Below are 26,964 nucleotides of genomic sequence, written 5' to 3' on the forward strand. Positions count from 1 at the left end.
CAGGAGCGGCAGGGGCATGGGCGCCCCTTTTCAGCGCCGCAGGTCGAGCGTGAAGGGGAATTCCCGGCTGGGCGTCACGGGCTCGGCCGTGAGTTTGCCGGGCGTGTGTCCCATCTGGAAGAAGCGTGAGAGGCGGCGGCTTTCGGCTTCGTAGGCGTTGACTGGGAAGGTGTCGTAATTGCGCCCGCCGGGGTGAGCCACGTGGTACTGGCAGCCGCCCAGGGAGCGGTTCATCCAGGTGTCCACGATGTCGAAGGTGAGCGGCGCGTGCACGCCGATGGTGGGGTGCAGCGACGAGGGCGGGTTCCAGGCCTTGTAGCGCACGCCAGCCACGTGTTCGCCTGCCGTGCCGGTGCTTTGCAGCGGCAGCGCGCGGCCGTTGACGGTGATTACATAGCGGCTGTCGTTGTAGCCGCTGACACGCACTTCCAGCCGTTCCAGGGACGAATCGACGTAGCGCACGGTGCCGCCGATGGCGCCTTCTTCACCCATGACGTGCCAGGGCTCCAGGGCATTGCGCAAGGTGAGTTCGATGCCGCGTGCGGCGACCTGGCCCACCAGCGGGAAGCGGAATTCGAAATGCGGTTCGAACCAGGCCATCTGGAAGGGGTAACCGTGGTTGGCCAGGTCGGCCAGCACGTCTTCAAAGTCCATGCGCACGAAGGTGGGCAGCAGGAAGCGGTCGTGCAGCTCGGTGCCCCAGCGGGTGAGCTTGCCGTGCCAGGGCTGGTTCCAGAACCGGGCCACCAGGGCGCGCAGCAGCAGTTGCTGGGCAATGCTCATGCGGGCGTGGGGCGGCATCTCGAAAGCGCGCAGCTCCAGCAGACCCAGGCGGCCGGTGCTGCTGTCGGGCGAGTAGAGCTTGTCGATGCAGAACTCGCTGCGGTGGGTGTTGCCGGTAACGTCGATGAGGATGTTGCGCAGCGTTCGGTCCACCAGCCAGGGGGGCATGTAGGGTGATGAGCCCCCACGCTCGCTTCGTTCGCTGCCCCCCGAGGGGGCGTTCGCACCTTGGGGCGGCCCGGCGGTGCTCAGGCCCCCGGTAGGGTAGAGCCCTCTCATTCGTTCAATCTGGTTGAGTGCGATTTCCAGTTCGTAGAGCTGGTCGTTGCGGGCCTCGTCCACACGGGGGGCCTGGCTGGTGGGGCCGATGAAGAGCCCGCTGAACAGGTAGCTCAACGACGGATGGTTGTGCCAGTAGGCGATGAGGCTGGCCAGCAGCTCGGGCTTGCGCAGGAAGGGCGAATCTGCCGGGGTGGCGCCGCCCAGAACGAAGTGGTTGCCGCCGCCGGTGCCGGTGTGGCGGCCATCGGTCATGAACTTTTCGGCGCACAGGTGGGTGTGGTGCGCGGCGTCGTAGAGGAATTCGGTGTGTTCCACCAGCTCGCCCCAGTTGTGGGCGGGGTGGATGTTGACCTCGATGACGCCGGGGTCGGGGGTGACCTGCAGCATTTTCAGGCGCGGGTCGCGCGGCGGGGGGTAGCCTTCCAGCACCACCTTGACACCGAGCTTTTCGGCGGTGGCTTCGATGGCGGCGAGCAGGTCGAGGTAGTCTTCCAGCCGGGCCAGTGGCGGCATGAAGACGTAGAGGTGGCTGCTGGCGCCGCCGTGGCGCGTTTCGGCCTTGGGGCCGTTGGCGCGTTGCGGGTCGCGGGCTTCCACGCAGAGTGCGGTGCGCGTGAGCCACGCGGCCGATTCGCCTCGGGTAGGGTAGCGTGCGCTCATGGGCTGCGCGGGGGCTGCGCCGGGCACGCCCAGACCAGCCGGGTCACCTTGCCAAACCGGGGTCTCGTCGCCGTGCGCGCCAAATTCGCTGCTCTGCATGGAAACGGTGCCGCCTTCGGCGAAGCCGCCGCCCACCTGGTGCGGCGCGTACTGGCGCTTGAAGGCGGCGCCTTCGGGCAGGGCGTCGCGCGTGGCGGAGGGGTCCTGTTCGATGTGGTACGGGTAGTCGGACGCGGACACCCAGGGCAGGGAGTCCAGCGGCAGGCGGTAGCCCATGGGGGAGTCGCCGGGCACCAGGTACATGCGCTCGTCGCGGAAGAACCAGGGACCGGTGCTCCAGCGGGTGCTGGTGGCGCCCATGCCGCTGCGCAGGCCCTTCTTGCCGCCGTTGGGCACGGCGTGGGCCTGCAGGGGCAGCACGTAGCCCACCGTGGCCTCCAAGCCTTGGCTGAACACGCGGCGCAGGCGCACGCGTTCCAGCTCATCGCCCAGCTTGGCGTCGAACGGGTCCACGTTGACGGGCAGCTTGCGTTCGCGCCAGAGGTAGTACCAGGTGTCCTCGAAGCCCGCGGTGATGTACTGGGTGGACAGGCCCAGCTTGCGTGCCAGCGCCTGGGTGAAGCGCTGCGCGTCGTCGGCGGTGTAGTGGGCCTCGTCGCGCTCGTCGGCGAACAGGCTGGGGTTGTGCCACACCGTTTCGCCATCGGCACGCCAGAACAGCGACAGCGCCCAGCGCGGCAACTGCTCACCCGGGTACCACTTGCCCTGGCCCAGGTGAACGAAGCCACCCGCACCGTATTGCTGGCGCAGGCGGTGCAGCAGTTCGGTGGCGTAGTTGCGCTTGGTGGGGCCCAGGGCGTCGGTGTTCCATTCAGCGGCGTCACGGTCGCGCGTGGCCACGAAGGTAGGCTCGCCGCCCATGGTCAGGCGCACGTCGCCCTTCACCAGGTCCTGGTCCACCTGCTCGCCCAGGGCCTGGATGGCGGCCCATTGTTCATCGGTGTAGGGCTTGGTCACGCGGGGCGACTCGTACACGCGGGTGACCTGCATGTGGTGTTCGAACGAGACCTCGCATTCGTCCAGCGCGCCATCGATGGGCGCGGCGCTGGAGGGCTGCGGCGTGCAGGCCAGCGGAATGTGCCCTTCACCCGCCAGCAGCCCGGAGGTCGGGTCCAGCCCAATCCACCCTGCGCCGGGCAGGAAGACTTCGCACCAGGCATGCAGGTCGGTGAAGTCGGCTTCGGGGCCGCTGGGGCCGTCCACCGCCTTCACGTCAGGTGTGAGCTGGATGAGGTAGCCCGAGACGAAGCGCGCCGCCAGTCCAAGGTGGCGCAGCATCTGCACCAGCAGCCAGCCGGTGTCGCGGCAGGAGCCGCTGGCCTTGGTCAGCGTTTCCTCCGGCGTCTGCACGCCCGGCTCCATGCGGATGGTGTAGGCAATGTCCTTTTGCAGCTGCTGGTTGATGGCCACCAGGAAGTCGATGGTGCGCTGTTTGCTCGTGTCCACGCGGTCCAGGTAGGCCTGCAGCAGCGGGGTGGGTTTTTCCTTGACGAGGTAGGGCGCCAGCTCGGCCTGCAGGCCAGAGGCGTAGGTGAAGGGGTACTGTTCGGCAGACGGTTCGAGGAAGAAGTCGAACGGGTTGTAAACCGCCATTTCCACCACCAGGTCCACGGTGACCTTGAACTCGCGCATGGGCTCGGGAAAGACGAGGCGTGCCTGGTAATTGGCGAACGGATCCTGCTGCCAGTTGATGAAGTGCAGGGCGGGTTCGATCTTCTGCGAATACGACAGCACCTTGGTGCGGCTGTGCGGTGCGGGGCGCAAACGCACCACCTGAGGGCCGAGCTTGACGAGGCGGTCGTACCGATAATGGGTGACGTGATTCAGAGCGACATGGATGGCCATGTGGGGTCTTTCAGGGTCGGGACATCAGGGAGAAAAACGATGCTTGCGCGACCGTTCTGCCGGGTGGTGATGTCCATCCTAGCAAGGAGTGCGCCACCCGGTGTGAAAGTGTGGCGCAACAAGACGGAGCAGGGCCGGTGGGCGCGCACCGGCTGACCGCGCTGCTGCTGGCTACCGTGATGGGTGCCTGGCTGCAACTGCAGCAGGCCAGCTTGTGGCCGTTTTGGGCTTATGCCGTGTGCATGGCGCTGGGCGCGGCGGCGCTGGTCCTGGGCTGGCACCGGACACCGTGGCTCGCGGCATGTCTGGTGGCATGCGCTGCCGCCGCCTTGCTGTTTGGCCTGACGGGTGCCCGCGCTGTGTGGCAGGCCAACCAGGTGCTTGCGCCCCGGTTGCAGGGGCAGGACATTGAACTGACAGGTGCCGTGGCCAGCCTGCCGCGCCGGGGCGAGCAGGGCTGGGCGTTCGAGTTCGAGGTGCACAGCGCTCGCAGCCAAGGCCGTGACGTGAATGTGCCGCAGCTGGTGCGGCTTTCGTGGCGCGCGGTGGAGGGTGAGCCGGAGGCAGCGAAGGTGCGGCCCGGGCAACACTGGCGCTGGACCGTGCGTTTGCGGCGCCCGCATGGCCTGTCCAACCCCCACGGCTTTGACACTGAGCTGTGGCTGTGGGAGCAGGGTGTAGGGGCCACCGGTTACGTCAAGACCGGGCGCAAGACCGCGCCACCGCAGTTGCTGGCGCAGACCTGGGCACATCCGGTGGAACAGGCACGCCAGTGGGCGCGCGATGCCTTGCTGGCCCGCGTGAAAGATGAGCGCGCCGCAGGTGTCATGGTGGCCTTGCTGGCGGGCGACCAGGCGTCGATTGCGCCGCAAGACTGGGATACCTTCCGCCTGACGGGCATTGCACACTTGGTGAGTGTGTCGGGCACCCACGTGACGATGTTCGCCACCCTGGCGGTCTGGCTGGTGGGCGGCCTGTGGCGCGGGCTGGCCAGGGTGCGGCCAGCGCTGCTGTGGCGCGTACCCGTGCCATTGGCCGCTGGAGTGGGCGGCGTGGCGCTGGCCACGCTGTACGCGTTGTTTGCGGGGTGGGGTGTGCCTGCGCAGCGCACGGTGCTGATGCTGGCCACCGTGATGGCCCTGCGGTTGAGTGCCCGCGGCTGGCCGTGGCCCATGGTGTGGCTGCTGGCCATGAACGTGGTGGTGTGCCTGGACCCCTGGGCCCTGCTGCAGCCGGGTTTCTGGCTGAGCTTCGTGGCGGTGGGGGTGCTGTTTGCGTCTGCCTGGAGCGTGGTGGAGGGTGCGGGTGGCTGGCGCACCCGGCTGTGGGAGCTGCTGCGCACGCAGGCTGTGGTGACCGTGGCGTTGGCACCCCTGACGCTGCTGCTGTTTGGCCAGGTGTCGCTTGTGGGCCTGCTGGCGAATCTGGTGGCCATACCCTGGGTGACACTGCTCGTCACGCCATTGGCCATGCTGGGGGTGTTGCTGCCCTGGTTGTGGACGCTGGACGCCTGGGCCGTGCAAGCCATGCTGCATGTGTTGGAGGCCATGGCCGCCTGGCCGGGTGCGGCCATGGAGCGCGCTGCCTTGCCCCAAGTATTGGCCTTGTTGGCCGTGGCCGGCGGCGTGTTGCTGGTGTTGCGTTTGCCGTGGGGCTGGCGCGCATGGGGTGCTTTGCTGGCCTGGCCTGCGCTGGTGTACCAGCCGCCGCGCGCCCCGCAGGGCGGCTACGAAGCGCTGGCCGCCGACGTGGGGCAGGGCAGCGCCATCATCGTGCGCACAGCCTCGCACACACTGCTGTTCGACACCGGTCCGCCCATGGGCGGGCAAGCCGATACTGCGCAGCGCGTGCTGCTGCCCTGGTTGCGTGCTCTGGGCGACCGCCCCGACATGGTGGTGATCAGCCACGACGACATCGACCACAGTGGTGGCCTGCCCAGCCTGGCCAAGGCCTACCCACGGGCCGAATTTCGTGCTTCTTTTGACACGGGCGAACGCACGCCCGCACCCGCCGTGCCATGCTTGGCGGGTGAGCGCTGGGTGTGGGACGGCGTGCCCTTCGAATTCCTGCACCCGCAGGCGGGGGACGAGGCGCTGGGTTGGTCGGACAACGCCTTGTCTTGCGTGCTGCTGGTGGGCGAGGGGGAAACCGCCACGCTGCTGACGGGCGACATTCCCATGGCGCAGGAGACACACCTGGCATTGCAGCGGCCGGACTTGCGTGCGGCCTGGCTGGTGGCGGCGCATCACGGCAGCAAGACGTCCTCTGGCCCGGTGTGGCTCAACACCGTGCAGCCCAGGTGGGCCATCGTGCAGGCGGGCTACCGCAACCGCTACGGACACCCTGCGCCCGAGGTGCTGCGCCGTTTCGAGGCCCGGGGAATCGAGTGGGTAAACACGGCAGATTGCGGCGCGGCCACCTGGCGCAGCTGGGTGCCAGCAAAGCCTGCGTGCCACCGCGACGCCGCCCGGCGTTATTGGAGCGACCGGCCCGCCAGCGGCGGCAGCGAGGACGACGCTGGCGAGTAGCCCGTCCACTCGCTGGCATCCATCAGATACATGCCGACGCGAGCCTGCTTTGCGTGGTGCTTGGCCATGGCGGCGGCAGAGGCCACTTCCTCGGCGCGCTGGAAGCGGCCCGGAGCCACGGCCAGAACGCCCGCGCTCAAGGTGGTGCAGGGGTGGAAACGCTCGATGCCGTGGCGGTCCTCGGCCAGGATGCCGCCCGAAGCCCGGGCGGTCTCGTCGAACAGCGCGAGTGCGCGGCGGTTGAACTGCGCCACCGCCGATTCGATGCGCTCCACCCAGTCCATGCTCTGCATCAGCAAAACGAAGTCATCCCCGCCCACGTGGCCCAGGAAGTCGCGGCGCGGGTCGCAGGCCGCGGCCAGGCATTCGGCCTGCAGGCGGATCATCTCGTCGCCGCGCCAGTAGCCGTAATGGTCGTTGTAGGCCTTGAAGTGGTTGAGGTCGGCGTAGCAGGCCACGAAGTCCTGGCCGTTCTCCAGCAGACGTTCGATGTGCAGGGTAATGGGCACATTGCCCGGCAGGAAGGTGAGGGGGTTGGCGTGGCGCGCGGCCTCTATGCGGGCCTCTGTGACGGTACGCACCAACTGCTCCCCCGTGCCCAGGCCGAGGTAGCGGCCCCCCTCGGTGATCACGTAGCCCTCGGTGAGGTAGCGCTGGTCGGTGGAGGTGAGCACCCGGGTGAGCTGTTCAATGGGGGTGTGTACGTCGACCAGCAGCGGGTTGAGGTTGGCGTGCAGCGTGCAGGGGCGGCGGCCGTAGAGGTCGCGGAAGTAGAGCCGGAGGTAGAGGTCCTGCACTGTCTTGCGCGAAATGAGGCCGATGGGCGTTTCCCCATCCACGAGTGCCACGGCGTGCAGATCCGGCCGTTGGTTGAACAGGGCAGCAGCCTCGTCGTGCGAAGCCTGTGCCTTCAGGGCTGGTGCGTCGATCAGCAGCGCCTGTGCCGTCAGGCCGCGGTTGCAGGCATGGCGGGCCTCGGGCAGCACGGCGATTTCGCGGCTGCGCAGAACCTCGTGCACCTCTTGGGAAACGGCGTCGGCGGCATTCGGCTGCGGGCGGCCCAGGAAATAGCCCTGCACGTAGTGCAGCCCCAGGTCGCGCAGCACCATCAGTTCGTCGGCATCTTCCACTCCCTCCGCAATCAGGCGCGAGCCGAAACTGTCTGACAGTTGCTGGATGGCCCGCAGCGTCTGCAGCTTGTGGCTGCTCTGGTGCACGTTCTTGATGAAGTACTTGTCGATCTTGACGAATTCCGGGCGCAGCTCCGACCACAGCCGCAGGCTGGAGCGGCCGTCGCCGAAGTCGTCGAGCGCGAGCGACCCGCCACTGCGGCGCAGCAGAGAGAGTGCTTCCTGTATGGCTTGCACGTCCTGCACGCGCTCGTGCTCGGTCAGCTCCACCACCACGCAGGAAAGGGGCAGCCCCGCCGAACGCGCCTGGCGGAACACTCGCTCCAGGCCGTCCTTCATGAGCGCCTGTATCAGGGCCTCGGCGCTGAGGTTGACGAAAAGCCAACCACGCCCGGCACTGCGCCCCCAGTGCTGCAGGGCCAGGCGCAGGCATTCGAGTTCCAGCTCTATGGTGTGGCCTTCGTGCCGTGCGGCGCTGAAGAGCGCATCGGGGCTGTTCCACGGGCAGTGGGCGGGTGTGCGGATGAGCGCCTCATGACCGAAGACCTTGCCACCCGCCGTTTCCACGATGGGCTGGAAGTGGGGCAGCAGCAGGTCGCGCCCCAGCAGGGCGCGCACGCTGGGTGCGTCGGCACCGTGGGGCATGGGAAGGATCTGGGCGGTCTGGGGCATGAGCGGTGTTGGCGAATGAGGTCTGAGCGTATGTCGGTCTTGTGACGCTTCTGTGACGCCCGCCCTGGGTGCCGCCCTGGCCCGCTAATTGCTAAGATGGTGTCGAGCCCCAAAAACAGCGAGCCCCGTATGAGCCGACCGACCTTCGACGAGATGTACGCTGCCCCGCAGCAGGTGCGAGAACACTACCTTTCCTACGCTCGCTGGCTCGCCCAGCAACCCGACGAGCTGATGGCTGCACGCCGGGAAGAAGCCGAGATGATCTTCCGCCGTGTCGGCATCACCTTCGCCGTGTATGGCGACAAGGACGAGGACGGCGCAGGCACCGAGCGCCTGATTCCCTTCGATCTGATCCCGCGCGTGATCCCCGCCCATGAATGGCGCAGCATGGAAAAGGGCCTGACCCAGCGTGTCAACGCCCTGAACCGCTTCATCCACGACATCTACCATGGGCAGGAGATCCTCAAGGCGGGCATCGTGCCGCGCGAGCAGATCGAGAACAACGCGCAGTTCCGTCGCGAGATGGTGGGGGTCGACGTGCCCGGCGGTGTCTATTCACACATTGCGGGCATCGACATCGTGCGTGCCCCGGTGCCCGGTGGGCAGGGCGAGGCTGAGTACTACGTGCTGGAAGACAACCTGCGCGTGCCCAGCGGCGTGAGCTACATGCTGGAAGACCGCAAGATGATGATGCGGCTCTTCCCGGAACTGTTCAGCCAGAACCGCGTGGCACCCGTGGCCCACTACCCCGACCTGCTGCTGGAGACGCTGCGCGCAGTGAGCCCGGCGCACACCGCCGAGCCCACCGTGGTGGTGCTCACCCCCGGCATGTACAACAGCGCCTACTTTGAACATGCCTTCCTGGCGCAGCAGATGGGCGTGGAGCTGGTGGAGGGGCAGGACCTGTTCGTGCGCGACGGCTTCGTCTACATGCGCACCACGCGCGGGCCGAAGCGGGTGGACGTGATCTACCGACGTGTGGACGATGACTTCCTCGACCCTTTGGCGTTCCGGCCCGATTCCACGCTGGGCTGTGCCGGGCTGCTGGACGTGTACCGCAAGGGCAACGTCACGCTGTGCAACGCCATTGGCACCGGGGTGGCGGACGACAAATCCATCTACCCCTACGTGCCGCAGATGATCGAGTTCTACCTGGGCGAAAAACCCATCCTGAAAAACGTGCCCACCTACATGGGCCGCAACCCGGACGATCTGAAGTACATCCTGGCCAACCTGAAGGACCTGGTGGTGAAGGAAGTGCACGGCGCTGGCGGCTACGGCATGCTGGTGGGGCCCGCCGCCACCCAGGCCGAGATCGAGTCCTTCCGCCAGGCACTGCTGGCCAAGCCCGATGGGTACATTGCCCAGCCCACGCTGAGCCTGTCCACCTGCCCCACCTATGTGGAGTCTGGCGTGGCGCCGCGCCACATCGACCTGCGGCCCTTCGTGCTCAGCGGCAAGGAAGTGCAGATGGTGCCGGGCGGCCTGACGCGCGTGGCATTAAAAGAAGGCTCACTCGTCGTCAACTCGTCACAGGGCGGCGGTACGAAAGACACCTGGATTCTGGAAGCCTGAGGGTACACGAATATGCTGTCGAGAACCGCTGATCACCTGTTCTGGATGTCGCGCTACACCGAGCGCGCCGAAAACACCGCCCGCATCCTGGATGTGAACTACCAGACTTCCCTGCTGCCGCAGTCGGCCGCCGTGGCCCAGGTGGGTTGGGAGGGGTTGCTGCGCATCAGCGAACTGATGCCCGCCTACCAGTACCAGTACGGTGAAATCGCGCCCAAGGATGTGTTGCACTTCATGGTGCGCGACGAGTCCAACCCGTCGAGCATCGTGTCGTGCCTGCGCGCTGCCCGCGAGAACGCCCGAGCCGTGCGCGGTGTGCTGACCACCGAGCTGTGGGAAACCCAGAACCAGACGTGGTTGGAGTTGCAGCGCCTGCTCAAGAGCCGATCGTTCGAAAAGGACCCGTCGGAATTCTTTGAGTGGGTGAAGTTCCGCTCGCACCTGTCGCGTGGGGTGGCCATTGGCACCATGCTGCGCGACGAGGCCTTTCACTTCTACCGCATGGGCACCTTCCTGGAGCGTGCAGACAACACGGCGCGGCTCATCGACGTGAAGTTCCACGCGGTGGAGTCAGACTTCTACGGCACAGCCAGCGAGGCGGACCAGGAGCTGGACTTCTACCACTGGAGCGCGATTCTGCGCAGCGTGAGCGCCTTCGAGGTGTACCGCAAGGTGTACCGTACGGTGATCACGCCCGAGCGCGTTGCGGAGCTGATGATCCTTCGCGCCGACATGCCGCGCAGCCTGCTGGCCTGCATGAACGAGGTGGTGGTGAACCTGGCGGCGGTGAGCAACGACACGTCTGCCGAGACCGAGCGCCATGCGGGCAAGCTGCGTTCCGAACTGGAATACGCGCGCATCGACGAAATCCTGGCCACCGGCCTGCACGCCTTCCTCACGCAGTTCCTGGACCGCGTGAACGAACTGGGCGGACGGATCAGCCAGAACTTCCTGATGCCCGTGGCCGCGTGAGCCCGGCCCCCGGCGGGGCCTCGGTGGCGCCCTGGCGGCAAGGCCAGACGAGGGTGATACCCCCGTCTGAGGGCAGCACGCTGGAGAGGGGGGTGCATGCGCCCCCCGCGCACCACTCGTAGTCTGCGGTGTATGGCGAGCGTGACAGCGGCAGCCATGCCGGGTGCTGCTGCCTGGGGGTGTATGCGTACCAGCCGTCAACCCAGCGCGCGTCGTCTGGCGGCTCCATGCCTGCGGCAGACCCCTTGATGCGTGCCTGCAATGCCCTTAGCACCGGCTGGCCGTCCTGGCCGTCCTGGCCGGTCTCGATCGCGTAGTCCTCCTCCCAGCGGGAACGTTCGATCGAGTGGACCCAGGCCAGGGTGAAGCTCTGCACGGGCAGGAACACCGGGCGCTCCAGTGTGGCTGCCAGTGCCAGACAGACGCCCAGCAGGCTCATGGCAACCCCCGCCTCATCCGGTCAGCGCAGCGCGGCAGCCTGGCCCAGCGTGCCCTTGCGCCTTGCATTCCACACATGCCACGCCACGAACACCGAAACACAGCCCAGCCCGATCTCGTCGGTCACCGGCAGCGCGGCCACGAGGAAGCTGGCTGCGCCAATGGCAACGAGCCGTTCGGTCCAGTTCAGCGGGGCGAACAGGTAGCCAATAGCACCCGCGCCCCACATGGCGATGGCCACCAGCGCCTTGAAAACAATCCAAGACACGTCGATCCAGTCGCCCGACTGCAGCATCAGCGCGGGGCTGTAGACCGCCATGTACGGCACGATGAAGCCCGCAATGGCCACGCGGATGGCGTGCAGGCTGATCTTCAGGCCTTTTTCGCGGGCGATCGGTGCTGCGGCAAATGCAGCCAGCGCGACGGGTGGGGTCAGGTCGGCCATGATCCCGAAGTAGAAGACGAACATGTGTGACACGATCAGCGGCACACCCAGTTCGAGCAGCACCGGCGCGGCCAGCGAGCTGGTGATGATGTAGTTGGGAATGGTGGGAATGCCCATGCCCAGGATCAGGCAAGTCAGCATGGTCAGGAACAGGGCCAGCAGCAGGCTTTCACGGCCGACGGCGATGATGTGACCGCCCATCTCGGCGGCAACACCCGTGAGGTTGATGACGCCGATGATCACACCCACCAGGGCGCAGGCGACAGCCACCGGCAGGGCATGCCGTGCGCCGTCGACCAGGGCGCGCACGGCCAGCGAGCGCGTGTCCCCGCCCACCCGGCGGATGAAAGTCAGTGCGATGAGCACGGCCGAGATGACGAAGAAGGTCATGACGCCGAACTTGAGGAAGCCCGCGCAGGCCAGACCGAGCAGGACCCAGAACAGGCCGCGCAGCGCCAGGCCCTTGACGCCGGTCATGACCGCGGCGCCGAAGATCAGGATGACCGTAAGAGCCAGGCCGACGCTGCCCGAGAACAGCGGCGTGTAGCCCGAGAACAGCAGGAAGACCAGGCCAGCCAGCGGCAGCAGCAGGTACCAGCGCTCACGCACTGCCGTCCAGGGGTTGGGGCACTCTTCTTTCGGCAGACCCACCAGTCCGCGGCGCCCGGCTTCCAGATGGACCATCCAGAAGGCTGTGACGAAATACAGGATGGCCGGGATCAGCGCCGCCTTCACGATCTCGATGTACGGAACGTTGATCGTCTCGGCCATGATGAAGGCGACGGCGCCCATCACCGGCGGCATGATCTGCCCGCCCATGCTGGACGTGGCTTCGACGCCACCGGCAAAGCCCGGGCTGTAGCCGAAGCGTTTCATCAGCGGGATGGTGAACTGCCCGGTGGTGACCACGTTGGCCACGCCGGAGCCGTTGATGGTGCCCATCAGCCCGGATGAGATGACCGATACCTTGGCGGGACCGCCACGTGTGTGGCCGACCGTCCCCATGGCAAAGTCGTTGAACAGGCGGATCATGCCCGCCTGCTCCAGGAATGCGCCAAACAGGATGAACAGGAAAATGTAGGTGGACGATACGTAGGTCGGCGTGCCGTAGATGCCCTCGGTGCCGAAGCCGAGTTGCGCCACGATCTGGTCGAGGCCGTAGCCGCGGTGGGCCAGCGAGCCCGGCAGGTGCTGCCCGAACAGCGCATACAGCAGGAAGACCGCGCAGATGGTGGGAAGGCCCCAGCCCATCATCCGCCGCGCGGCCTCGAATACCAGCGCCACAGCGACGATGCCCACAACCCAGTCCGCGCCCAGCAACTCACCGGCGCGCAGTGTCAGTTCCGCTTCGAACACCCACTGGTACAGGCCCGTGGCAAAACCGGCCAGGCCCAGCACCCACCCGAGGAACTTGCCGAAGGTGAGCAGCGCTCCCTGCCGCGTGCCGAAGGGCGGGAAGAGCACAAAGATCATCAGCAGCACGAATCCGACGTGGACCGCACGGATCACCTGGCTGGACAGTGGGTGGAACGCCGCCATCCAGATCTGGTAGGCAGAAAAAGCAATCGCGATCCAGAAAACCGCGCCCCGCAGAGGGGTGGCGTGGCTGTCGTGGGACTGGCTCATGAATATCTCCGGTATATCGTTCTTTTTCAGGGGACCCGGCCATGGGCCGGGTCACTCTGGTCACTTGATCAGGCCGACTTCCTTGTAGTAGCGCTGAGCGCCAGGGTGCAAGGGCACGGGCATGCCCTTGACGGCATTTTCGCGCTTCATCACACGCACCGCGTTGTGGGAGGCATACAGGCTGTCGATGTTGTCGTACATGGCCTTGGTCATGCGGTAGACGACGTCATCGGAAACCCCGCTGTGCGTGACCAGGAAGTTGGGGATGGCGACGGTGGGCACGTCGGCGCTCTGGCCACTGTAGGTGTTCGCGGGAATGGTGGCGGTCTGGTAGGCGTCGTCACCGATCTTGGCCACGACATCGGCGGGCACGGGCACCACGACAATCTTGACAGCGGTGGCCAGGTCGCGGATGGACGCGACGCCCAGGCCTGCGGACTGCAGCGTGGCGTCGAGCTGGCGGTTCTTCATCAGTTCCACCGAGTCACCGAAGCCGAGGTATTCCACGGCCGCCATGTCCTTGTAGGTCATGCCGGCGGCGGTGAGGATGGCGCGTGCGTTGAGTTCGGTGCCCGACTTGGCCGCGCCCACCGAGATGCGCTTGCCCTTGAGGTCGGCCAGGGTCTTGATGCCGGAGTCGGCGCTGGCGACGATCTGGATGTAGTTGTTGTAGGTGGCGGAGACGCCACGCAGCTTGTCGAGCTTCTTGGGAAAGCCCGCCTCGGCCTCGCCCTTCCAGGCGTCGGAGAGGGAGTCTGCCAGTGTCAAGGCGAGTTCACCGCGGCCAGCCTGCAGCAGGTTGAGGTTTTCGGCGGAGGCGCGGGTGACCTGTGCGGTGGCGCGCGCGTTGGGGATGTCCTTGGCAAAGATCTGGGAGAGGGCGACACCCACGGGGTAGTAGACGCCGCTCTGGCCGCCGGTGAGCACGTTGACGAATTGCTGCTGGGCCAGCGCATTGCCAGTGAAGAGGGTGCCAGCACCGGCCAGGGTCAGGGCGCAGACCGCGGTCAGCTTTCGAATGCTTTTCATGGGTGTCTCCTTTGGAAAGTGAAAGTCCCCCGGCATTGGGCCGGGGCGCTCCCTCTTTGCAAATGTCTTGCCATGACCGGTCGCTTGCAAGTGTATGTTTTTGAAGGGGGTGCCTTTTTCGGCTGTGCGATTTGCCGGAATGGCGGTCATGGTGTGTGCGGTTTTTCGGACAGTGCCTGGCCGGTACCCTGACGGAAATCGGCCGGGTCCAGGCCATGGCGCGCCAGCTTGTCGTAGAGCGTCTTGCGCGGCAGCTGGAGATGCGCGGCGGTGTTGATGACGTGTCCCTGGCAGGCGGACAGGGCCTGGACCAGCAGCTGCCGCTCAAAGGTGTCCATCTGCTCGGACAGGGAGGTCGCCCCCCGCGTGTCGGCGTTGCTGCCCTCGTCGGCCTCCAGTCCCAGGCAGAGGCGGTCTGCCACGTTCTTCAGCTCCCGCACGTTGCCCGGCCAGTCATGGGCCATCCAGCGCGCGAGTTGCCGGGGGCTCAACGCCGGGGGCGTGGTGTGGTAGCGCTCGGCCGACATCCGCAGGCAGTGGGCCATCAGCAGGGGAATGTCATCCTTGCGGTCACGCAGCGGGGGCAGTTCGATGCAGGCGACGTGCAGACGGTAATAGAGGTCGGAGCGGAAGAGGCCTTCGTCCGACAGCGCCTTCAGATCGGCCTTGGCGGCCGCGATGAACCTGCAGTCGACGCGCACGCTTTCGTTGCCGCCCAGACGTTCGATCACGCGCTCCTGCAATACCCGCAGCAGCTTGACCTGCTGGGCCATGGGCAGGCTTTCGATCTCGTCCAGGAACACCGTGCCGCCACGGGCGTATTCGAGTTTGCCCACGCGTCGCCGCGTTGCCCCTGTGAACGCGCCTGCCTCGTGCCCGAACATTTCGCTTTCGAAGATGGCTTCTGGCAGCGCGCCGCAATTGATCGCCACGAACGGGCCCTGACGGCCGGAGGCATCGTGGATGGCACGCGCCACCACCTCCTTGCCGGTGCCGGTTTCTCCGTGGACCAGGATGTCGACCTGCGCGGAGGCCAGCGCGGCAATGCGTCGCTGCACTTCCAGCATGGCGGGGGTCTGCCCAAGCAGTCCGCGGTCGTGTTGCGAGGCAATCAGCGCCTGCAGGCGCCGGTTGTCCAGCACCAGGCGGCGCTTTTCCAGCGCGCGTTTCACCACGTCTGCCAGCCGCTCGGACGAAAACGGTTTCTCCAGGAAGTCGTAGGCACCTTGGTGCATCGCGTCCACGGCCATGCGTATGTCGCCGTGTCCGGTCATGAGTATCACGGGCACTTCCGGGTCGAGCGCACGCACGCGCCGCAGGACTTCGAAGCCGTCTTCGCCCGGCAGCCGCACGTCGCTCAGCACGGCACCCGGGCACTCCCTGGCGAACATCTGCATGGCTTCGGCGGCGGAAGTGGCCTGGGCCACGGCAATGCCAGCGAGTTGCAGCGCTTGCTCGGCGCCAAGCATGACCGTGGGGTCGTCTTCGATCAGCAGGACACGGTATGGCGGGTTGTTCATGGCGTGGCCAGTTGCAGGGTGATGTCGAATACCGCACCGGGGGAGCCGTTCCTGGCCTGGATGCTCCCGCCCATCTCGCGGACGATGGCCAGCGACAGCGCAAGCCCCAGCCCCAGCCCCTTTCCGGTTGGCTTGGTCGTGAAAAAGGGTTCAAACAGGTGGTGCAGCACATCGTCGCTGAGCCCTGGGCCGTGATCGCGCACCGACACCGTGACCATGTCTTCGCCGCGCGAGACATGCACCTCGAGCAACCGGGTGTCCTGCGGCTCCATCGCCTCCATGCCGTTGCGCAGCAGGTTGGCAAGCACCTGTTCCAGTCTGATCGGGTCGCACAACACCATGGCGTCGTTGCCATCGCTGCGGATGTCGCATTCTGTTGCCTGGCGCAGGGGCTCCAGCAGCATCAGCGTGCTGCGCATGACCTGCTGCAGCGAAACAGCCTGCAGCCTGACGGGCTCCTTTCGCGCGAAGGACTTGAGCTCACCCACGATGCTGCCCATGCGGCTGCACAGTTCACCGATCAGGCGCAGGTTGCGTTGTGCATTGGGGGCGTCCTGACGGTCCAGAAAGGTCACGGCGTTGTCTGCCATGGTCCGCAGCGCGGTCAACGGCTGAGACAGCTCGTGGCTGATGCCGGCAGCCATCTGCCCCAGCAAGGCCAGCTTGCCCGTCTGCACGGCAGCATCGTTTGCGGCGGTGAGTTCGGCGGTACGTGTGGCAATGCGGTTTTCCAGCTCGGCGACCATGCGCACCTTCTCTTGGCGGGAGGCTTCCTGCTCCAGCCTCCGCCGCCGCTGGGTCCATCCCAGTGCGGCCACCATCACTATCAGGGCCAGGGCCAGCACCGAAATCCCAGCGGCCAGCACGCCGCGAGTGCGCGCGGGGCCGGGGTCGGAAAACAGCAGCAGCTTCCACCCGAGGAAGTCAAGGTTGCGGCCTTGCATCAGGGTGGGCACACCGGCCACACGCAACGCTTCTAGGTGGCGGGAAGGCGCCGGGCCGTTGTGCTCCACCAGCGGCAGCAAGGCGTTGTCACCGTATTGGCGGATGTCGCGCAGCCGCGCCAGCTGGCCGTCGTCAAGGGGGTAAAGGCTGCGGTAGCGCCAGCTGGGTTCGGCGCTCATGAACAGCACACCGGTGTTGTCGGTCACGGCCAGCTTCAGGCCCTCGGCACGCCACTTGTCCTCGTAGGCGTTCAGGTCGATCTTGACGGCGACCACGCCGATCACGTCCTGGCCTGCCCGCACCGGCGCGGCAATGAAGAAACCCGGTTCGCCCGTGGTCACGCCTATGCCATAGAACCGCCCGGTGCTTCCGGCGAGGGCGTCCTGGAAATAGGGGCGGAAGCGGTAATTCTTGCCGACAAAACTCAAGGGCGTGTTCCAGTTGCTGGCGGCCAGCGTCTGCCCGGTGGTGTCCATCAGGTAGATGGCGAAGACGTCCGTTCGCTGCTGTGCAAACGCCAGGTAGCTGTTGGCGGCGTCCAGCAGCCGGGGGTCTTTTGGGGCTTGCAGGGCGGTCGCCAGCACCTGTTCCGCGCCGAGCAGGTAGGGCAGGTGTTCAAAGCGTTCGACAGAGGCCAGAAGGTCCTGCGCATGGCGCTCCAGGGCGGAGGCGCCGCGCTCCTGGGTGTCGAGCAGCGCCGCGCGCTGGAAGGTGCCGTAGGTCAGCCAGGCAATGGCAAGACACGCCGCCAAGACGAGCAGCACGTAAGCCCGTGACCGGAGGTGCGCCGGTGCGGCATGGCCCTCGGTGATCTGCTTTTGGCGGCTGGTAGTCATGGGGGCGGCACAGAAACGAAAAAGCCCCGGGTATGGCCGGGGCCGGCACGGCATGACGCCAGCCGGGGCATGGCCCGGGCGGCGTCAGGGCGGTGCTTACTTGATCAAGCCGACTTCCTTGTAGTAACGCTCGGCACCGGGGTGCAGCGGCACGGGCATGCCCTTGATGGCATTTTCGCGCTTCATCACACGCACCGCGTTGTGGGCGGCGTACAGGGTGTCGATGTTGTCGTACATGGCCTTGGTCATGCGGTAGACGACGTCATCGGAAACCCCGCTGTGCGTGACCAGGAAGTTGGGGATGGCGACAGTGGGCACGTCAGCGGTCTGGCCGCTGTAGGTGTTGGCCGGGATGGTGGTCGGCTGGTAGGCGTCGTCACCGACCTTGGCCACGACATCGGCGGGCACGGGCACCACGACGATCTTGACAGCGGTGGCCAGGTCGCGGATGGACGCGACGCCCAGGCCTGCGGACTGCAGCGTGGCGTCGAGCTGGCGGTTCTTCATCAGTTCGACAGATTCGCCGAACGGCAGGTACTCGACCTTGGCCAGGTCGCTGTAACTCAGGCCGGCTGCCTTGAAGATCGCACGGGCGTTGAGTTCGGTGCCGGACTTGGCTGCGCCCACCGAGACGCGCTTGCCCTTGAGGTCGGCTAGTGTCTTGATGCCGGAGTCGGCGCTGGCGACGATCTGGATGTAGTTGTTGTAGGTGGCGGAGACGCCACGCAGCTTGTCGAGCTTCTTGGGGAAGCCCGCCTCGGCCTCGCCCTTCCAGGCGTCGGAGAGAGAGTCTGCCAGTGTCAAGGCGAGTTCACCGCGGCCAGCCTGCAGCAGGTTGAGGTTTTCGGCGGAGGCGCGGGTGACCTGTGCGGTGGCGCGCGCGTTGGGGATGTCCTTGGCAAAGATCTGGGAGAGGGCGACACCCACGGGGTAGTAGACGCCGCTCTGGCCGCCGGTGAGCACGTTGATGAACTGCTGTTGCTGTGCCACCGCCGTGCCAGCAGCCACCGCTGCGCCGAGGGTAAGCACCAGGCCGATCTTCCTGAGGATTCGCATGGGTCAGTCTCCTTTTGAATGTTGAACGAAGATGTTATCCGATGAAATCAAGACAGCACCAAAAGGCCTGGGGTAAACACCTACGCCTCATTTCCTGGGCCGCAGACGCTCCACGGACTGGCCCAGTTCGATCACGGCCATGGCGTAGTAGCTGCTCCAGTTGTAGCGTGTGATGGCGTAGAAGTTTTCGGTCCCGGCCACGTAGCTGGGACGTTGCTCACCATTCTGAAGTTCCACCAGCGCCAGGGGGCCCAGGTGTTCGGCTGCGCCCGGCCCGAGGCGTACCCCAAGCGCTTCCATCTTTTCGGGGGAGAAGGTGGGGAGGATGTCGGGTCCCAGCAGGGTGGCCAGATTCGCCGCATCGCTGTTGACCTCGACTGCGTAGTGCGTGGCCATGCCGGTGCGCCAGCCGTGGGCCTGCAGGTAGTTGGCCACCGAGCCGATCGCGTCTGCGGGGCTTCCCAGGAGGTCCACGCGGCCGTCACCGTCGAAGTCGACACCCAGCTTGCTCCAGTTGCTGGGCATGAACTGTGGCAAGCCCATGGCGCCGGCGTAGCTGCCCCGCCATTGGTCGGGCGGCAAGCCAGCGTCTTTCGACAGCCGCAGCAGCGCCGCCAACTCGCTCTGGAAGAACAGCTTGCGCTGGGCTGCCCTGGGGTGTTCAGACGGGAAATCGAACGCCAGTGTGGCGAGTGTGTCCAGCACCCGGTGGGTGCCCGTGTGCTGCCCGTACAGGGTTTCCACCCCGATGATGCCGACCAGCAGCCACGCGGGAACGCCGAACCTGTCCTGGGCACGCTGCAGGGTGTCGGCATGCTCGTCCCAGAAGCGCACGCCAGCCTGCAGCCGCCGGGGCTCGATGAAACGGTCGCGGTAGACCGCCCAGTTCTTGGGTGTGCCGGCCGGTGCGGGGAGCATCAGGCGCACCACCCGGGCGTCGTATTGCGCGTTTGCCAGCCAGCGGGTGGCCCAGCCGTCTGTCCAGCCCTCTCGCGTGTCCAGGTCGGCGGCGTAGCGCATGGCGGCATCGCTCTGGCCGTACACCGTCAGGGGCGCGGGTGCTGCCGGCCGCACCTTGGTGCCTGCCGCGTTGGTTCCTGTGCGAACGGGTTTGGCGTCGCGCGCGCTGGCGCCAGCAACGGCCAGTGCGAGTGTGATGGCGATGGCGCCGGGCTTCAACAACCGGGGCAGGGATGGGAGACGGAGCAGGGGCACGGCGGCGGACGGATGTCGGATAGGCATGTTGCAGGGTCAGGGGGTTCGCTCGGGCCAGGTCAGGCTGGCCATGCGTTTCTTCAGCGATTTGAGGGTTGCCGTACTGTGGGGATCGTAACGCTGGGCTTCCAGTTCCAGCAACCAGTCGTGCAGCGGCTGGACGCCCGCGAACCCGGGGGGCAGCACCCCGGCCAGTTGGCGCGGCGTGGCGTTTGGCGGGAGGGCGCAGCCCGATGCTTCGATTTTGCGCCTGGCCTCTTGCAGCAGCCTGGTCCAAGGGTCGGTTACCCGTCGCTCACGCCAGGCCCAGGCGGCGCCAGCCAGGCTCACCAGCACGAGCACGCCTAGCAGCACATAGGCCAGGTCCGCCCAGCTGGGTGACCGCATGCCCAGCCGCTTGAGGAGATCGAGCTGATCGCTCTGGGTGTAGTTGAGGACCCATTGGTTCCAGCGGTTGTTGCCCGCGTCCCAGAGCGAGCGCAAATGCGCCAGCAGCGTCGGGTTCAGCCGCACGATGGTTCCGGCAAGCAGGCCAGGGTCAGGTTGCAGCCTGCGCAGGGCTTCCGTCCGGTCGGGCATGACATAGGCGGTGGGGTCGATCCGGTGCCAGCCTTGCCCCGCCAGCCAGACTTCCGCCCAGGCATGCGCGTCGCTTTGGCGCACGGTCCAGATGCCATCCACCGGGTTGCGCTCTCCACCCTGGTAGCCAGTGACCACGCGCGCAGGGATGTCAAGCGAACGCATCAGCACGACGAACGCGGAGGCAATGTGCTCGCAGAAGCCCGCCTTGCGGTTGAACCAGAAGTCGTCGGCGGTGTGGGTGCCGTACAGCCCCGGTTCCAGCGTGTACCGGTAGCCGCCGGTGCGCAGCTGCTCCAGCGCCGCCTGTATCAGTCTTTCGGGGTCGTCACCGACACGGCGCCGGAGGTCCTGTGCCAACTGCAGCGTCTGCGGGTTGTAGCCCGCTGGAAGATCGACGTCGTCTCGGAGGGCGGGGGGGTGTTCCAGCGGACCCAGCCGGTAACTGAGGTGGCTGGCCGCCCGGTAGCGGGTGACTTCTGTGACCGGGGACGGGGCCATCCACTGCATGTCTGCCGTGACCGTGGGCGTGCGGCCGCTGGCAAGCTCGGGCGGTGCCGTTGTCATCTCCAGCACCAGCAGCCACGGGCGGTTGCTGGGCTCCATGGTGACGCGGTAACGCACCGCTTCGCCCTGTACCTGAACCCCGGCGGTGCTTTGCTGACGCTGGAAAGGCAGTGGCCGCCACTCCCTCCCGTCGAACCGGCTGAACACCGGCCCGCGGAAATAGAGGTCTGTGGGCATGGGGGTGGCGCCATCGAACTCGACGCGGAAGGCGACGCTGCTGTCCAGTGCCAGCTTGGCGACCTGCCCCACCACCATCTGCCCCGACAGGCCGCTGCGCCCGCCCATGTTGTCGGCGGGCATGCCCCAAAGGGGCGCGAACCTGGGGAACAGCACGAACAGCACGACCATGACCGGCGCGCCCAGCAGCGCCATGCCTCCAGCGAGCTTCGCTGCCTGCCACAGCGGTGGCCGCCCCACGGGCATGTGTGCGTTGACCAATGCGGTCAGCAGCCCCAGCAGCGCCAGCAGGATGCCTGCCGCCGTGAGCAGCGACTGGGAGTGGAAGAAGTGGGTCAGCAGGGTGAAAAAGCCCAGGAAGAAGATCACGAACGCGTCGCGCCGGGCCTGCAGTTCCAGGGTCTTGAGTGCCAGCAGGACCACGATCAACGTGACGCCAGCGTCCTGCCCCAGCAATGTGCGGTGTTGCGCCCAGGTCGCGCCCAGTGCAACGACAAGCAGGCCAAGGCGCCAGGGCCACCCGGGCAGCGCACGGCTGTGCGCGGCAAGCACGCCACGCCACAAGAGCACGCCAGCCGCCAGCAGGCTGCACCAGGCGGGCACATAAGCGGCCTGCATCGCCACGATCCACCCGATGACCGCCAGCAGGAAAAGCGTGTCCCGGGCTTCCCGGGGCAGGGCAGCGGCGCGTGCCGGCGTCAGCTTCAGCAGCATGCCATTGCCTCCAGGCATCGCCGCAGGTGAGCCGGTCCGCGGTCGGGCGGAATCACCTCACCGGGCAGGGTCAAGCCGTAGTTCAGGCCCAGGGCTTCGGCCTGATTCACCCAGGCGCACAGGCGCGCCAACTGGCCTTCCAGATCCTGGATGCCGCATTCGGCATGGTTGAGCCAGAGCTCGGCCGTGGCGGGGGCCTCGAAGTCGCGACTGATCCAGCCCGAGCCGGGCGGCCCCGCATGCCTGGCCACCTTCTTCCACACCACCCAGCGCAGCGGGTCGCCCCGGCGGTAGGGGCGCAGCCCATTGGCTTCGTCCCCCCTGGGGCTGTTCACCATGCCCAGCGGTGCGCCGCTTTGCGCGTCTGCTCCCAGGGGAAGCGGAGGGGCGTGTGCCTCTGGTGCGGGAAACACCAGTATGTCGCTGCGGGGCCGCCACCAGCTCCAGACCCTGAATGCGCCCATGGGGAAGCGGCACTCGATCTCGATGTCAGGCAAGGGCATCCGGCCCCTGCGGTGCGTCGGGCAGCGCAGCTCGACCTTTTCGTCTGCCTGGGCGGGCACATCGGCGAACACCTCGGTTTCGGGGTCTGCCCGCCAGCGCAGGCTCAGGCCGTAGCGGTGGCGCCTGGACGGGTTGTGCAGCACGATCTCGGCGGTGGCGGCCTGCCCGGCAAAGACGCTGTCACCCGCCAGCACGTGCATGCGCAGGCCGCGAACGTTGCGGTGGGAAACGTGCATGCCCGCGGCCGCGCAGCCCGCCAGCAGGAACGTCAGCAGGTAACCCAGGTTGAGCTGGTAGTTGATGCTGCCAACCAGAAGCAGCAGCAGCGTCAGCGCCAGCATCCAGCCCGCCCGGGTCGGGAGGATGTAGATGTTGTGCTGCGTCAGTTCCAGCGAGTCTGCGCGCGGCAGGCGGCTGAGCCACCAGTTCTGCCAGCGGCTGCGCCAGCCCTGCCGGGGTGGGGGAGCGTGGGCGGGCCCGTTCATCGGGGGGGGGCGGGTCAGGGCAATGGAGTGGCTGCGATCAGCGCGCGCACCTGTTCGGCCGCGCCCCGGCCGCTGTGGCTGACGGGCACCAGTCTGTGCGACGCCGCCTGCGGCAGTATCGAGGCAATGTCGTCGGGCGCGACGTAGCGGCGCCCTTCGACCAGCGCACGTGCCCGCGCGGCACGCAGGATGGCAATCGCGGCGCGGGGGCTCAGGCCCTGCACAAACCAGCGGCCGTCGCGCGTGGCGTCCACCAGGTCCTGCAGGTAGTCCAGCACGGCAGGAGCCGCGGCCACCTGGAGTACCGCCTGCTGCAAGTCCCGCAGCTCGTCCGCATTTAGCAGGGATGGCAGCTGGTCGAGCAGGGCGCGCCGGTCCTTGCCGAGCAGCAGGTCGCGTTCGGCGTCCCGGCTGGGGTAGCCCAGCTGGATGCGCATGAGAAACCGGTCCAGCTGGGACTCGGGCAGCGCGTGCGTGCCCAACTGGTCGTGCGGATTCTGCGTTGCGATCACGAAGAACGGCTGAGGCAGGGGACGGGTTTCGCCTTCCACCGAGACCTGTTGTTCCTCCATGGCCTCCAGCAGGGCGCTCTGGGTCTTGGGGCTGGCGCGGTTGATCTCGTCTGCCAGCAACAGCTGCGTGAACAGCGGGCCGGGGCGGAACGAGAAGGCTTCCTGCGCCCGCTCGAAGATCGACACACCCATCAGGTCGCTGGGCATGAGGTCGGAGGTGAACTGGACGCGCGCAAAGCGCAGGCCGAAGGTGCGTGCCAGCGCGTGTGCCAGGGTGGTCTTGCCCACCCCGGGAACATCCTCAATCAGGAGGTGGCCGCCTGCCAGCAGGCAGGTCACGCAATCGCGCACCTGGGCGTCTTTGCCGACAATGACCGTGGTAAGCTGATCAAGCAAGGTGGAGATTTTTTGTTGCGGCGCATCCATGCCGTGACGATACCGGAAAACGCTAATCATGAAGCCCACTGGTTATTACACCCACAGAGCCTGTTGGAGACACGAAATGGGGGCCGGTCACCCGGAATGTCCCGAGCGCCTGGGCGCCATCGAGGACAGGCTGCTGATCACCGGCCTGGGGGATGCGCTGGAGCGCCGGGACGCCACCCCGGCTTCTGTGTCGGAGCTGGAACTGGCCCATGGCCGCATGCACATTGCCTCGTTGCGTGGCTTGAGCGACGAGCTCAAGGAAGAAATACGTGCCGGCGGGCCGACGCATTCGCAGGTGGACCCCGATACCTCGCTGAACGAGCACACCTGGGAAGCCGCCCTGCTTTCCGCAGGCGCAGCATTGAATGCCACCGACGCGGTGCTGGCCGGTGAACTGGAGAACGCCTTCTGCGCGGTGCGCCCGCCAGGCCACCACGCCTGCCGTGACAAGGCCATGGGGTTCTGTTTCTTCAACAACGTGGCCATTGCCGCCAAATACGCGGTCGAGCGGCATGGCCTGCGGCGCGTGGCGATCATCGATTTCGACGTCCACCACGGCAACGGCACCGAGGACATCGTGGCTGGCGACGAGCGCATCCTGATGTGCAGCTTCTACCAGCACCCGTTCTACCCCGAGGGTGGTGCCGTTTCCACAGCGTCCAACCTGGTCAACCTGCCGGTGCCCGCGTACACCAAGGGCATGGACATTCGTGAACTGGTGGAGCTTTACTGGATGCCCAGGCTGGACGCACACAAGCCGGAAATGGTCTTCATCAGCGCCGGTTTCGACGCGCACCGCGAAGACGACATGGGGCAGCTGGGACTGGTGGAGCAGGACTATGCCTGGATGACCTTGCGCATCAAGGAAGTGGCGCGCCGCCACGCCAAGGGGCGCATCGTCAGTTGCCTGGAAGGCGGTTACAACTTGAGCGCGCTGGCGCGCAGCGTGGAAGCCCACCTGCGCGTGCTGGCCGATGTCTGACACCCCCGCAGGACGACCCATGAGCACTGAAGAACCCATCCTCCTGCATGACCGTGATGCGCGCGGCGTGCACACCCTGACGCTGAACACGCCCAAGGCCTTCAACGCGCTGAGCGAGGCCATGCTCGAAGCCCTCTCCCGTGAACTCAAGGCCGTCGAGGCCGACGATGGTGCCCGGGTGGTCGTGATCGCGGCGGCAGGCAAGGCTTTCTGCGCTGGCCACAACCTCAAGGAGATGAAGGCGAACCCCAGCGAGGCTTACTACCGCCAGCTGTTCGCCAAATGCTCGAGGATGATGCTGCAGATACAGCACCTGCCGGTGCCGGTGATCGCGCGCGTCCAGGGGCTGGCCACCGCAGCGGGCTGCCAGCTGGTGGCGCAATGCGATCTGGCCGTGGCGTCAGACGAGGCACGCTTTGGCGTGAATGGCATCGATGTCGGCCTGTTCTGCGCGACGCCCAGCGTGCCGCTGGTGCGCAACGTGCCTGCCAAGGTGGCCATGGAAATGCTGCTGACCGGCGAATTCATCTCGGCGGACGAGGCTCAGCGGCGAGGGCTGGTCAACCGCGTTGTGGCGGCCGACGCGCTGGATACCGAGTTGGACAAGCTCCTGGGCGCCATACTGGCCAAGCCGCGCGAGGCGATTGCCCTGGGCAAGGCCGTGTTCTACCAGCACCGTGAAACCGGCATTGAAGCAGCCTACCAGCTTGCAGGGCATACGATGGCCTGTAACATGGCACATGCCGTCGCCCAGGAGGGCGTGCAGGCATTCATCGACAAGCGTGCGCCTTCCTGGCGCCAGTGAACCTTCCTTTATCGACAGTGTCAGGCAGCAATCCCAAACCCATCGAAGACTGGTCCGCCTGGATCCAAGGCTTTACCCAACCCTCCGCCCTCATTGAGCTGGCCACCCTGGCCGCCTGCGTCGCCCTCGCTTGGGGTGTGGTGGCGGCGCTCAGGCGGGGTCTCAACCCCGACCGGGAGGTGTCTATCTGGTTCGGGCGCAGCCTGATCGACGGCGTGCTGTTTCCCTCGCTGCTGCTGGCCCTGGCCTACGTGGCCCGCGCCGTGCTCGACAAGATGCAGGCGCTGGCGGTTTTTCAGGTGGCCATTCCGGTTCTCGTGTCGTTGGTCGTGATCCGGGTCGGCGTCAAGGTGCTGCAGGTCGCCTTTCGTGACGCGGCCTGGCTGCGGCCCATCGAACGCACCATTTCCTGGGTGGCTTGGCTGGCCATGGTGATGTGGGTGACCGGACTGTTGCCGGTCGTGCTCCGCGAGATGGAGCAGATCAGCTGGAAGTTCGGCGGCTCCACGCTGTCGCTGCGCACCATGATCGAAGGCGCGCTGACGGCAGGTGCAGTGCTTATTGTCACGCTCTGGATTTCGTCGGCCATCGAATCGCGCCTGCTGCGCCGCGTCACCGGCAGCGAACTTTCGCTGCGCAAGGCCGTCAGCAACGCGGCGCGCGCCATGCTGATGTTCTTCGGCCTGATGGTCGCCCTGACGTCGGTCGGCATCGACCTGACCGCGCTTTCGGTGCTCGGCGGCGCCATCGGCGTGGGTATCGGTTTTGGCTTGCAGAAGCTGGCCGCCAACTACGTCAGCGGTTTCGTCATCCTGACCGAGCGGAGCATGCGCATCGGCGACATCGTCCGCATTGACACCTTCGAGGGACGCATCACCGACATCAATGCGCGTTTCACGGTGATCCGCTCGCTCACCGGGCGCGAAGCCATCGTTCCCAACGAAATCCTCATCACCAGCCGGGTGGAAAACCTGTCCCTGGCCGATCCCCGGGTCTGGCAGTCCACGGTGGTCAGTGTTTCGTACGCCAGTGATGTGGCGCTCGTCAGCCGTCTGCTGCAGGAAGCGGCGCTGGCGCAACCCCGGGTGCTTCGCGACCCCGCACCAGCGGCCGCGCTGTCGGCGTTCGGTGCCGACGGCCTGGAGTTCACCCTGGGTTACTGGATCACCGACCCGGAAAATGGCCAGTTGGGCCTGCGTTCGGAAATCAACCAGCAGATACTGAAATCGTTCCGGGAGAACGGTGTCGAGATACCTTTCCCGCAACGCGTTCTGCACGTCAGCGGGGCGGCAGGCGCCTCCCGTCCGGAAGTGACGATTGGCCGGCAATAAGTTATAAAATATAACGAAATGGCGGGCAAAGTGTTTCTGGTCTCTTGGCAAGCACCCCCGCCCTGCCTATAATCCGAAAAAAAGAACGGTCGTTCGTTTTTTTAAGCTCTACAATGTTGACGTTTACGTAAACGTCAATTGTTCGTCATCCGAAACCATCCACAACAGGAGCAAGGCATGAAGATTCTGGTCCCCGTCAAACGCGTGGTGGACTACAACGTGAAGGTACGCGTGAAGGCCGACGGGTCGGGCGTGGACATCGCGA

The 26,964-nt window shown here is 66.4% G+C and carries 18 protein-coding genes and 1 pseudogene; 7 read left to right on the top strand and 12 right to left on the bottom strand.

All coding sequences use genetic code 11. The features are described 5' to 3' along the window. Positions 1-30: 30 nt before the first annotated feature. A complete protein-coding gene (locus tag ACYVHH_RS15230; protein ID WP_460566045.1) occupies positions 31-3,630 on the bottom strand; it encodes a transglutaminase family protein in 3,600 nt (1,199 codons plus the stop codon). 110 nt (positions 3,631-3,740) lie between these two features. On the opposite strand from ACYVHH_RS15230, the gene ACYVHH_RS15235 reads away from it, so the two are divergent. Beyond that, positions 3,741-6,158 (top strand): DNA internalization-related competence protein ComEC/Rec2, encoded by a 2,418-nt coding sequence (locus ACYVHH_RS15235; RefSeq protein WP_460566046.1) that lies wholly within the window; start codon positions 3,741-3,743, stop codon positions 6,156-6,158. Here the strand turns inward: ACYVHH_RS15235 and ACYVHH_RS15240 are convergent. Then, positions 6,104-7,960 (bottom strand): EAL domain-containing protein, encoded by a 1,857-nt coding sequence (locus tag ACYVHH_RS15240; protein ID WP_460566047.1) that lies wholly within the window; start codon positions 7,958-7,960, stop codon positions 6,104-6,106. The genes ACYVHH_RS15235 and ACYVHH_RS15240 overlap by 55 nt on opposite strands. A gap of 129 nt (positions 7,961-8,089) precedes the next feature. Between ACYVHH_RS15240 and ACYVHH_RS15245 the strand changes: the two genes are divergently transcribed. Both ACYVHH_RS15245 and ACYVHH_RS15250 read left to right on the top strand, forming a co-directional pair. Beyond that, positions 8,090-9,535, top strand: coding sequence for a circularly permuted type 2 ATP-grasp protein (locus tag ACYVHH_RS15245; protein WP_460566048.1), 1,446 nt, complete (start codon positions 8,090-8,092; stop codon positions 9,533-9,535). A 12-nt stretch (positions 9,536-9,547) separates the two neighbouring features. Then, on the top strand, positions 9,548-10,507 hold the full coding sequence (locus ACYVHH_RS15250) for an alpha-E domain-containing protein (RefSeq protein WP_460566049.1): 960 nt from the start codon (positions 9,548-9,550) through the stop codon (positions 10,505-10,507). Here the strand turns inward: ACYVHH_RS15250 and ACYVHH_RS15255 are convergent. The 10 genes from ACYVHH_RS15255 to ACYVHH_RS15300 all read right to left on the bottom strand — a co-directional run bounded on the left by ACYVHH_RS15255 (position 10,473) and on the right by ACYVHH_RS15300 (position 23,581). Then, entirely contained in the window at positions 10,473-10,946 is a 474-nt protein-coding gene (locus ACYVHH_RS15255) for a DUF1850 domain-containing protein (RefSeq protein ID WP_460566050.1), read from the bottom strand. The genes ACYVHH_RS15250 and ACYVHH_RS15255 overlap by 35 nt on opposite strands. 21 nt (positions 10,947-10,967) lie before the next feature. Then, entirely contained in the window at positions 10,968-13,016 is a 2,049-nt protein-coding gene (locus tag ACYVHH_RS15260; protein WP_460566051.1) for a TRAP transporter permease, read from the bottom strand. 60 nt (positions 13,017-13,076) lie between these two features. Beyond that, positions 13,077-14,045, bottom strand: a complete 969-nt coding sequence (locus ACYVHH_RS15265) for a TAXI family TRAP transporter solute-binding subunit (RefSeq protein WP_460566052.1) — start codon at positions 14,043-14,045, stop codon at positions 13,077-13,079. Between the two features lie 146 nt (positions 14,046-14,191). Next, positions 14,192-15,565 carry a sigma-54-dependent transcriptional regulator gene (locus ACYVHH_RS15270; protein WP_460566053.1) on the bottom strand — a complete coding sequence of 458 codons (1,374 nt, stop codon included), beginning with the start codon at positions 15,563-15,565 and terminating at the stop codon, positions 14,192-14,194. Further along, positions 15,562-17,346, bottom strand: coding sequence for a sensor histidine kinase (locus tag ACYVHH_RS15275; RefSeq protein ID WP_460566054.1), 1,785 nt, complete (start codon positions 17,344-17,346; stop codon positions 15,562-15,564). Before ACYVHH_RS15275 ends, ACYVHH_RS15270 begins: the two co-directional genes overlap by 4 nt. 96 nt (positions 17,347-17,442) lie before the next feature. Then, on the bottom strand, positions 17,443-18,402 hold the full coding sequence (locus tag ACYVHH_RS15280) for a TAXI family TRAP transporter solute-binding subunit (RefSeq protein ID WP_460566055.1): 960 nt from the start codon (positions 18,400-18,402) through the stop codon (positions 17,443-17,445). An 87-nt stretch (positions 18,403-18,489) separates the two neighbouring features. Next, a complete protein-coding gene (gene mltB, locus ACYVHH_RS15285; protein WP_460566056.1) occupies positions 18,490-19,644 on the bottom strand; it encodes a lytic murein transglycosylase B in 1,155 nt (384 codons plus the stop codon). Between the two features lie 9 nt (positions 19,645-19,653). After that, positions 19,654-21,654 (bottom strand): transglutaminase family protein, encoded by a 2,001-nt coding sequence (locus ACYVHH_RS15290; RefSeq protein WP_460566057.1) that lies wholly within the window; start codon positions 21,652-21,654, stop codon positions 19,654-19,656. After that, entirely contained in the window at positions 21,645-22,643 is a 999-nt protein-coding gene (locus tag ACYVHH_RS15295) for a DUF58 domain-containing protein (protein WP_460566058.1), read from the bottom strand. The genes ACYVHH_RS15290 and ACYVHH_RS15295 overlap by 10 nt, the downstream gene beginning before the upstream one ends. A gap of 14 nt (positions 22,644-22,657) precedes the next feature. Beyond that, a complete protein-coding gene (locus tag ACYVHH_RS15300) occupies positions 22,658-23,581 on the bottom strand; it encodes an AAA family ATPase (protein ID WP_460566059.1) in 924 nt (307 codons plus the stop codon). Positions 23,582-23,609: 28 nt separating this feature from the next. On the opposite strand from ACYVHH_RS15300, the gene ACYVHH_RS15305 reads away from it, so the two are divergent. The 4 genes and pseudogenes from ACYVHH_RS15305 to ACYVHH_RS15320 all read left to right on the top strand — a co-directional run. Continuing rightward, positions 23,610-24,563: a histone deacetylase family protein gene (locus ACYVHH_RS15305; RefSeq protein ID WP_460566060.1), complete on the top strand. Its 954-nt coding sequence runs from the start codon at positions 23,610-23,612 to the stop codon at positions 24,561-24,563. Positions 24,564-24,582: 19 nt separating this feature from the next. Continuing rightward, positions 24,583-25,368, top strand: coding sequence for an enoyl-CoA hydratase (locus tag ACYVHH_RS15310; RefSeq protein WP_460566061.1), 786 nt, complete (start codon positions 24,583-24,585; stop codon positions 25,366-25,368). Beyond that, complete coding sequence (locus ACYVHH_RS15315) at positions 25,365-26,699, top strand: mechanosensitive ion channel family protein (RefSeq protein WP_460566062.1); 1,335 nt, start codon at positions 25,365-25,367, stop codon at positions 26,697-26,699. Before ACYVHH_RS15310 ends, ACYVHH_RS15315 begins: the two co-directional genes overlap by 4 nt. A gap of 177 nt (positions 26,700-26,876) precedes the next feature. Then, a pseudogene (locus ACYVHH_RS15320) lies at positions 26,877-26,964 on the top strand (electron transfer flavoprotein subunit beta/FixA family protein); the annotation flags it as partial.

Source organism: Hydrogenophaga aquatica (assembly GCF_054780915.1).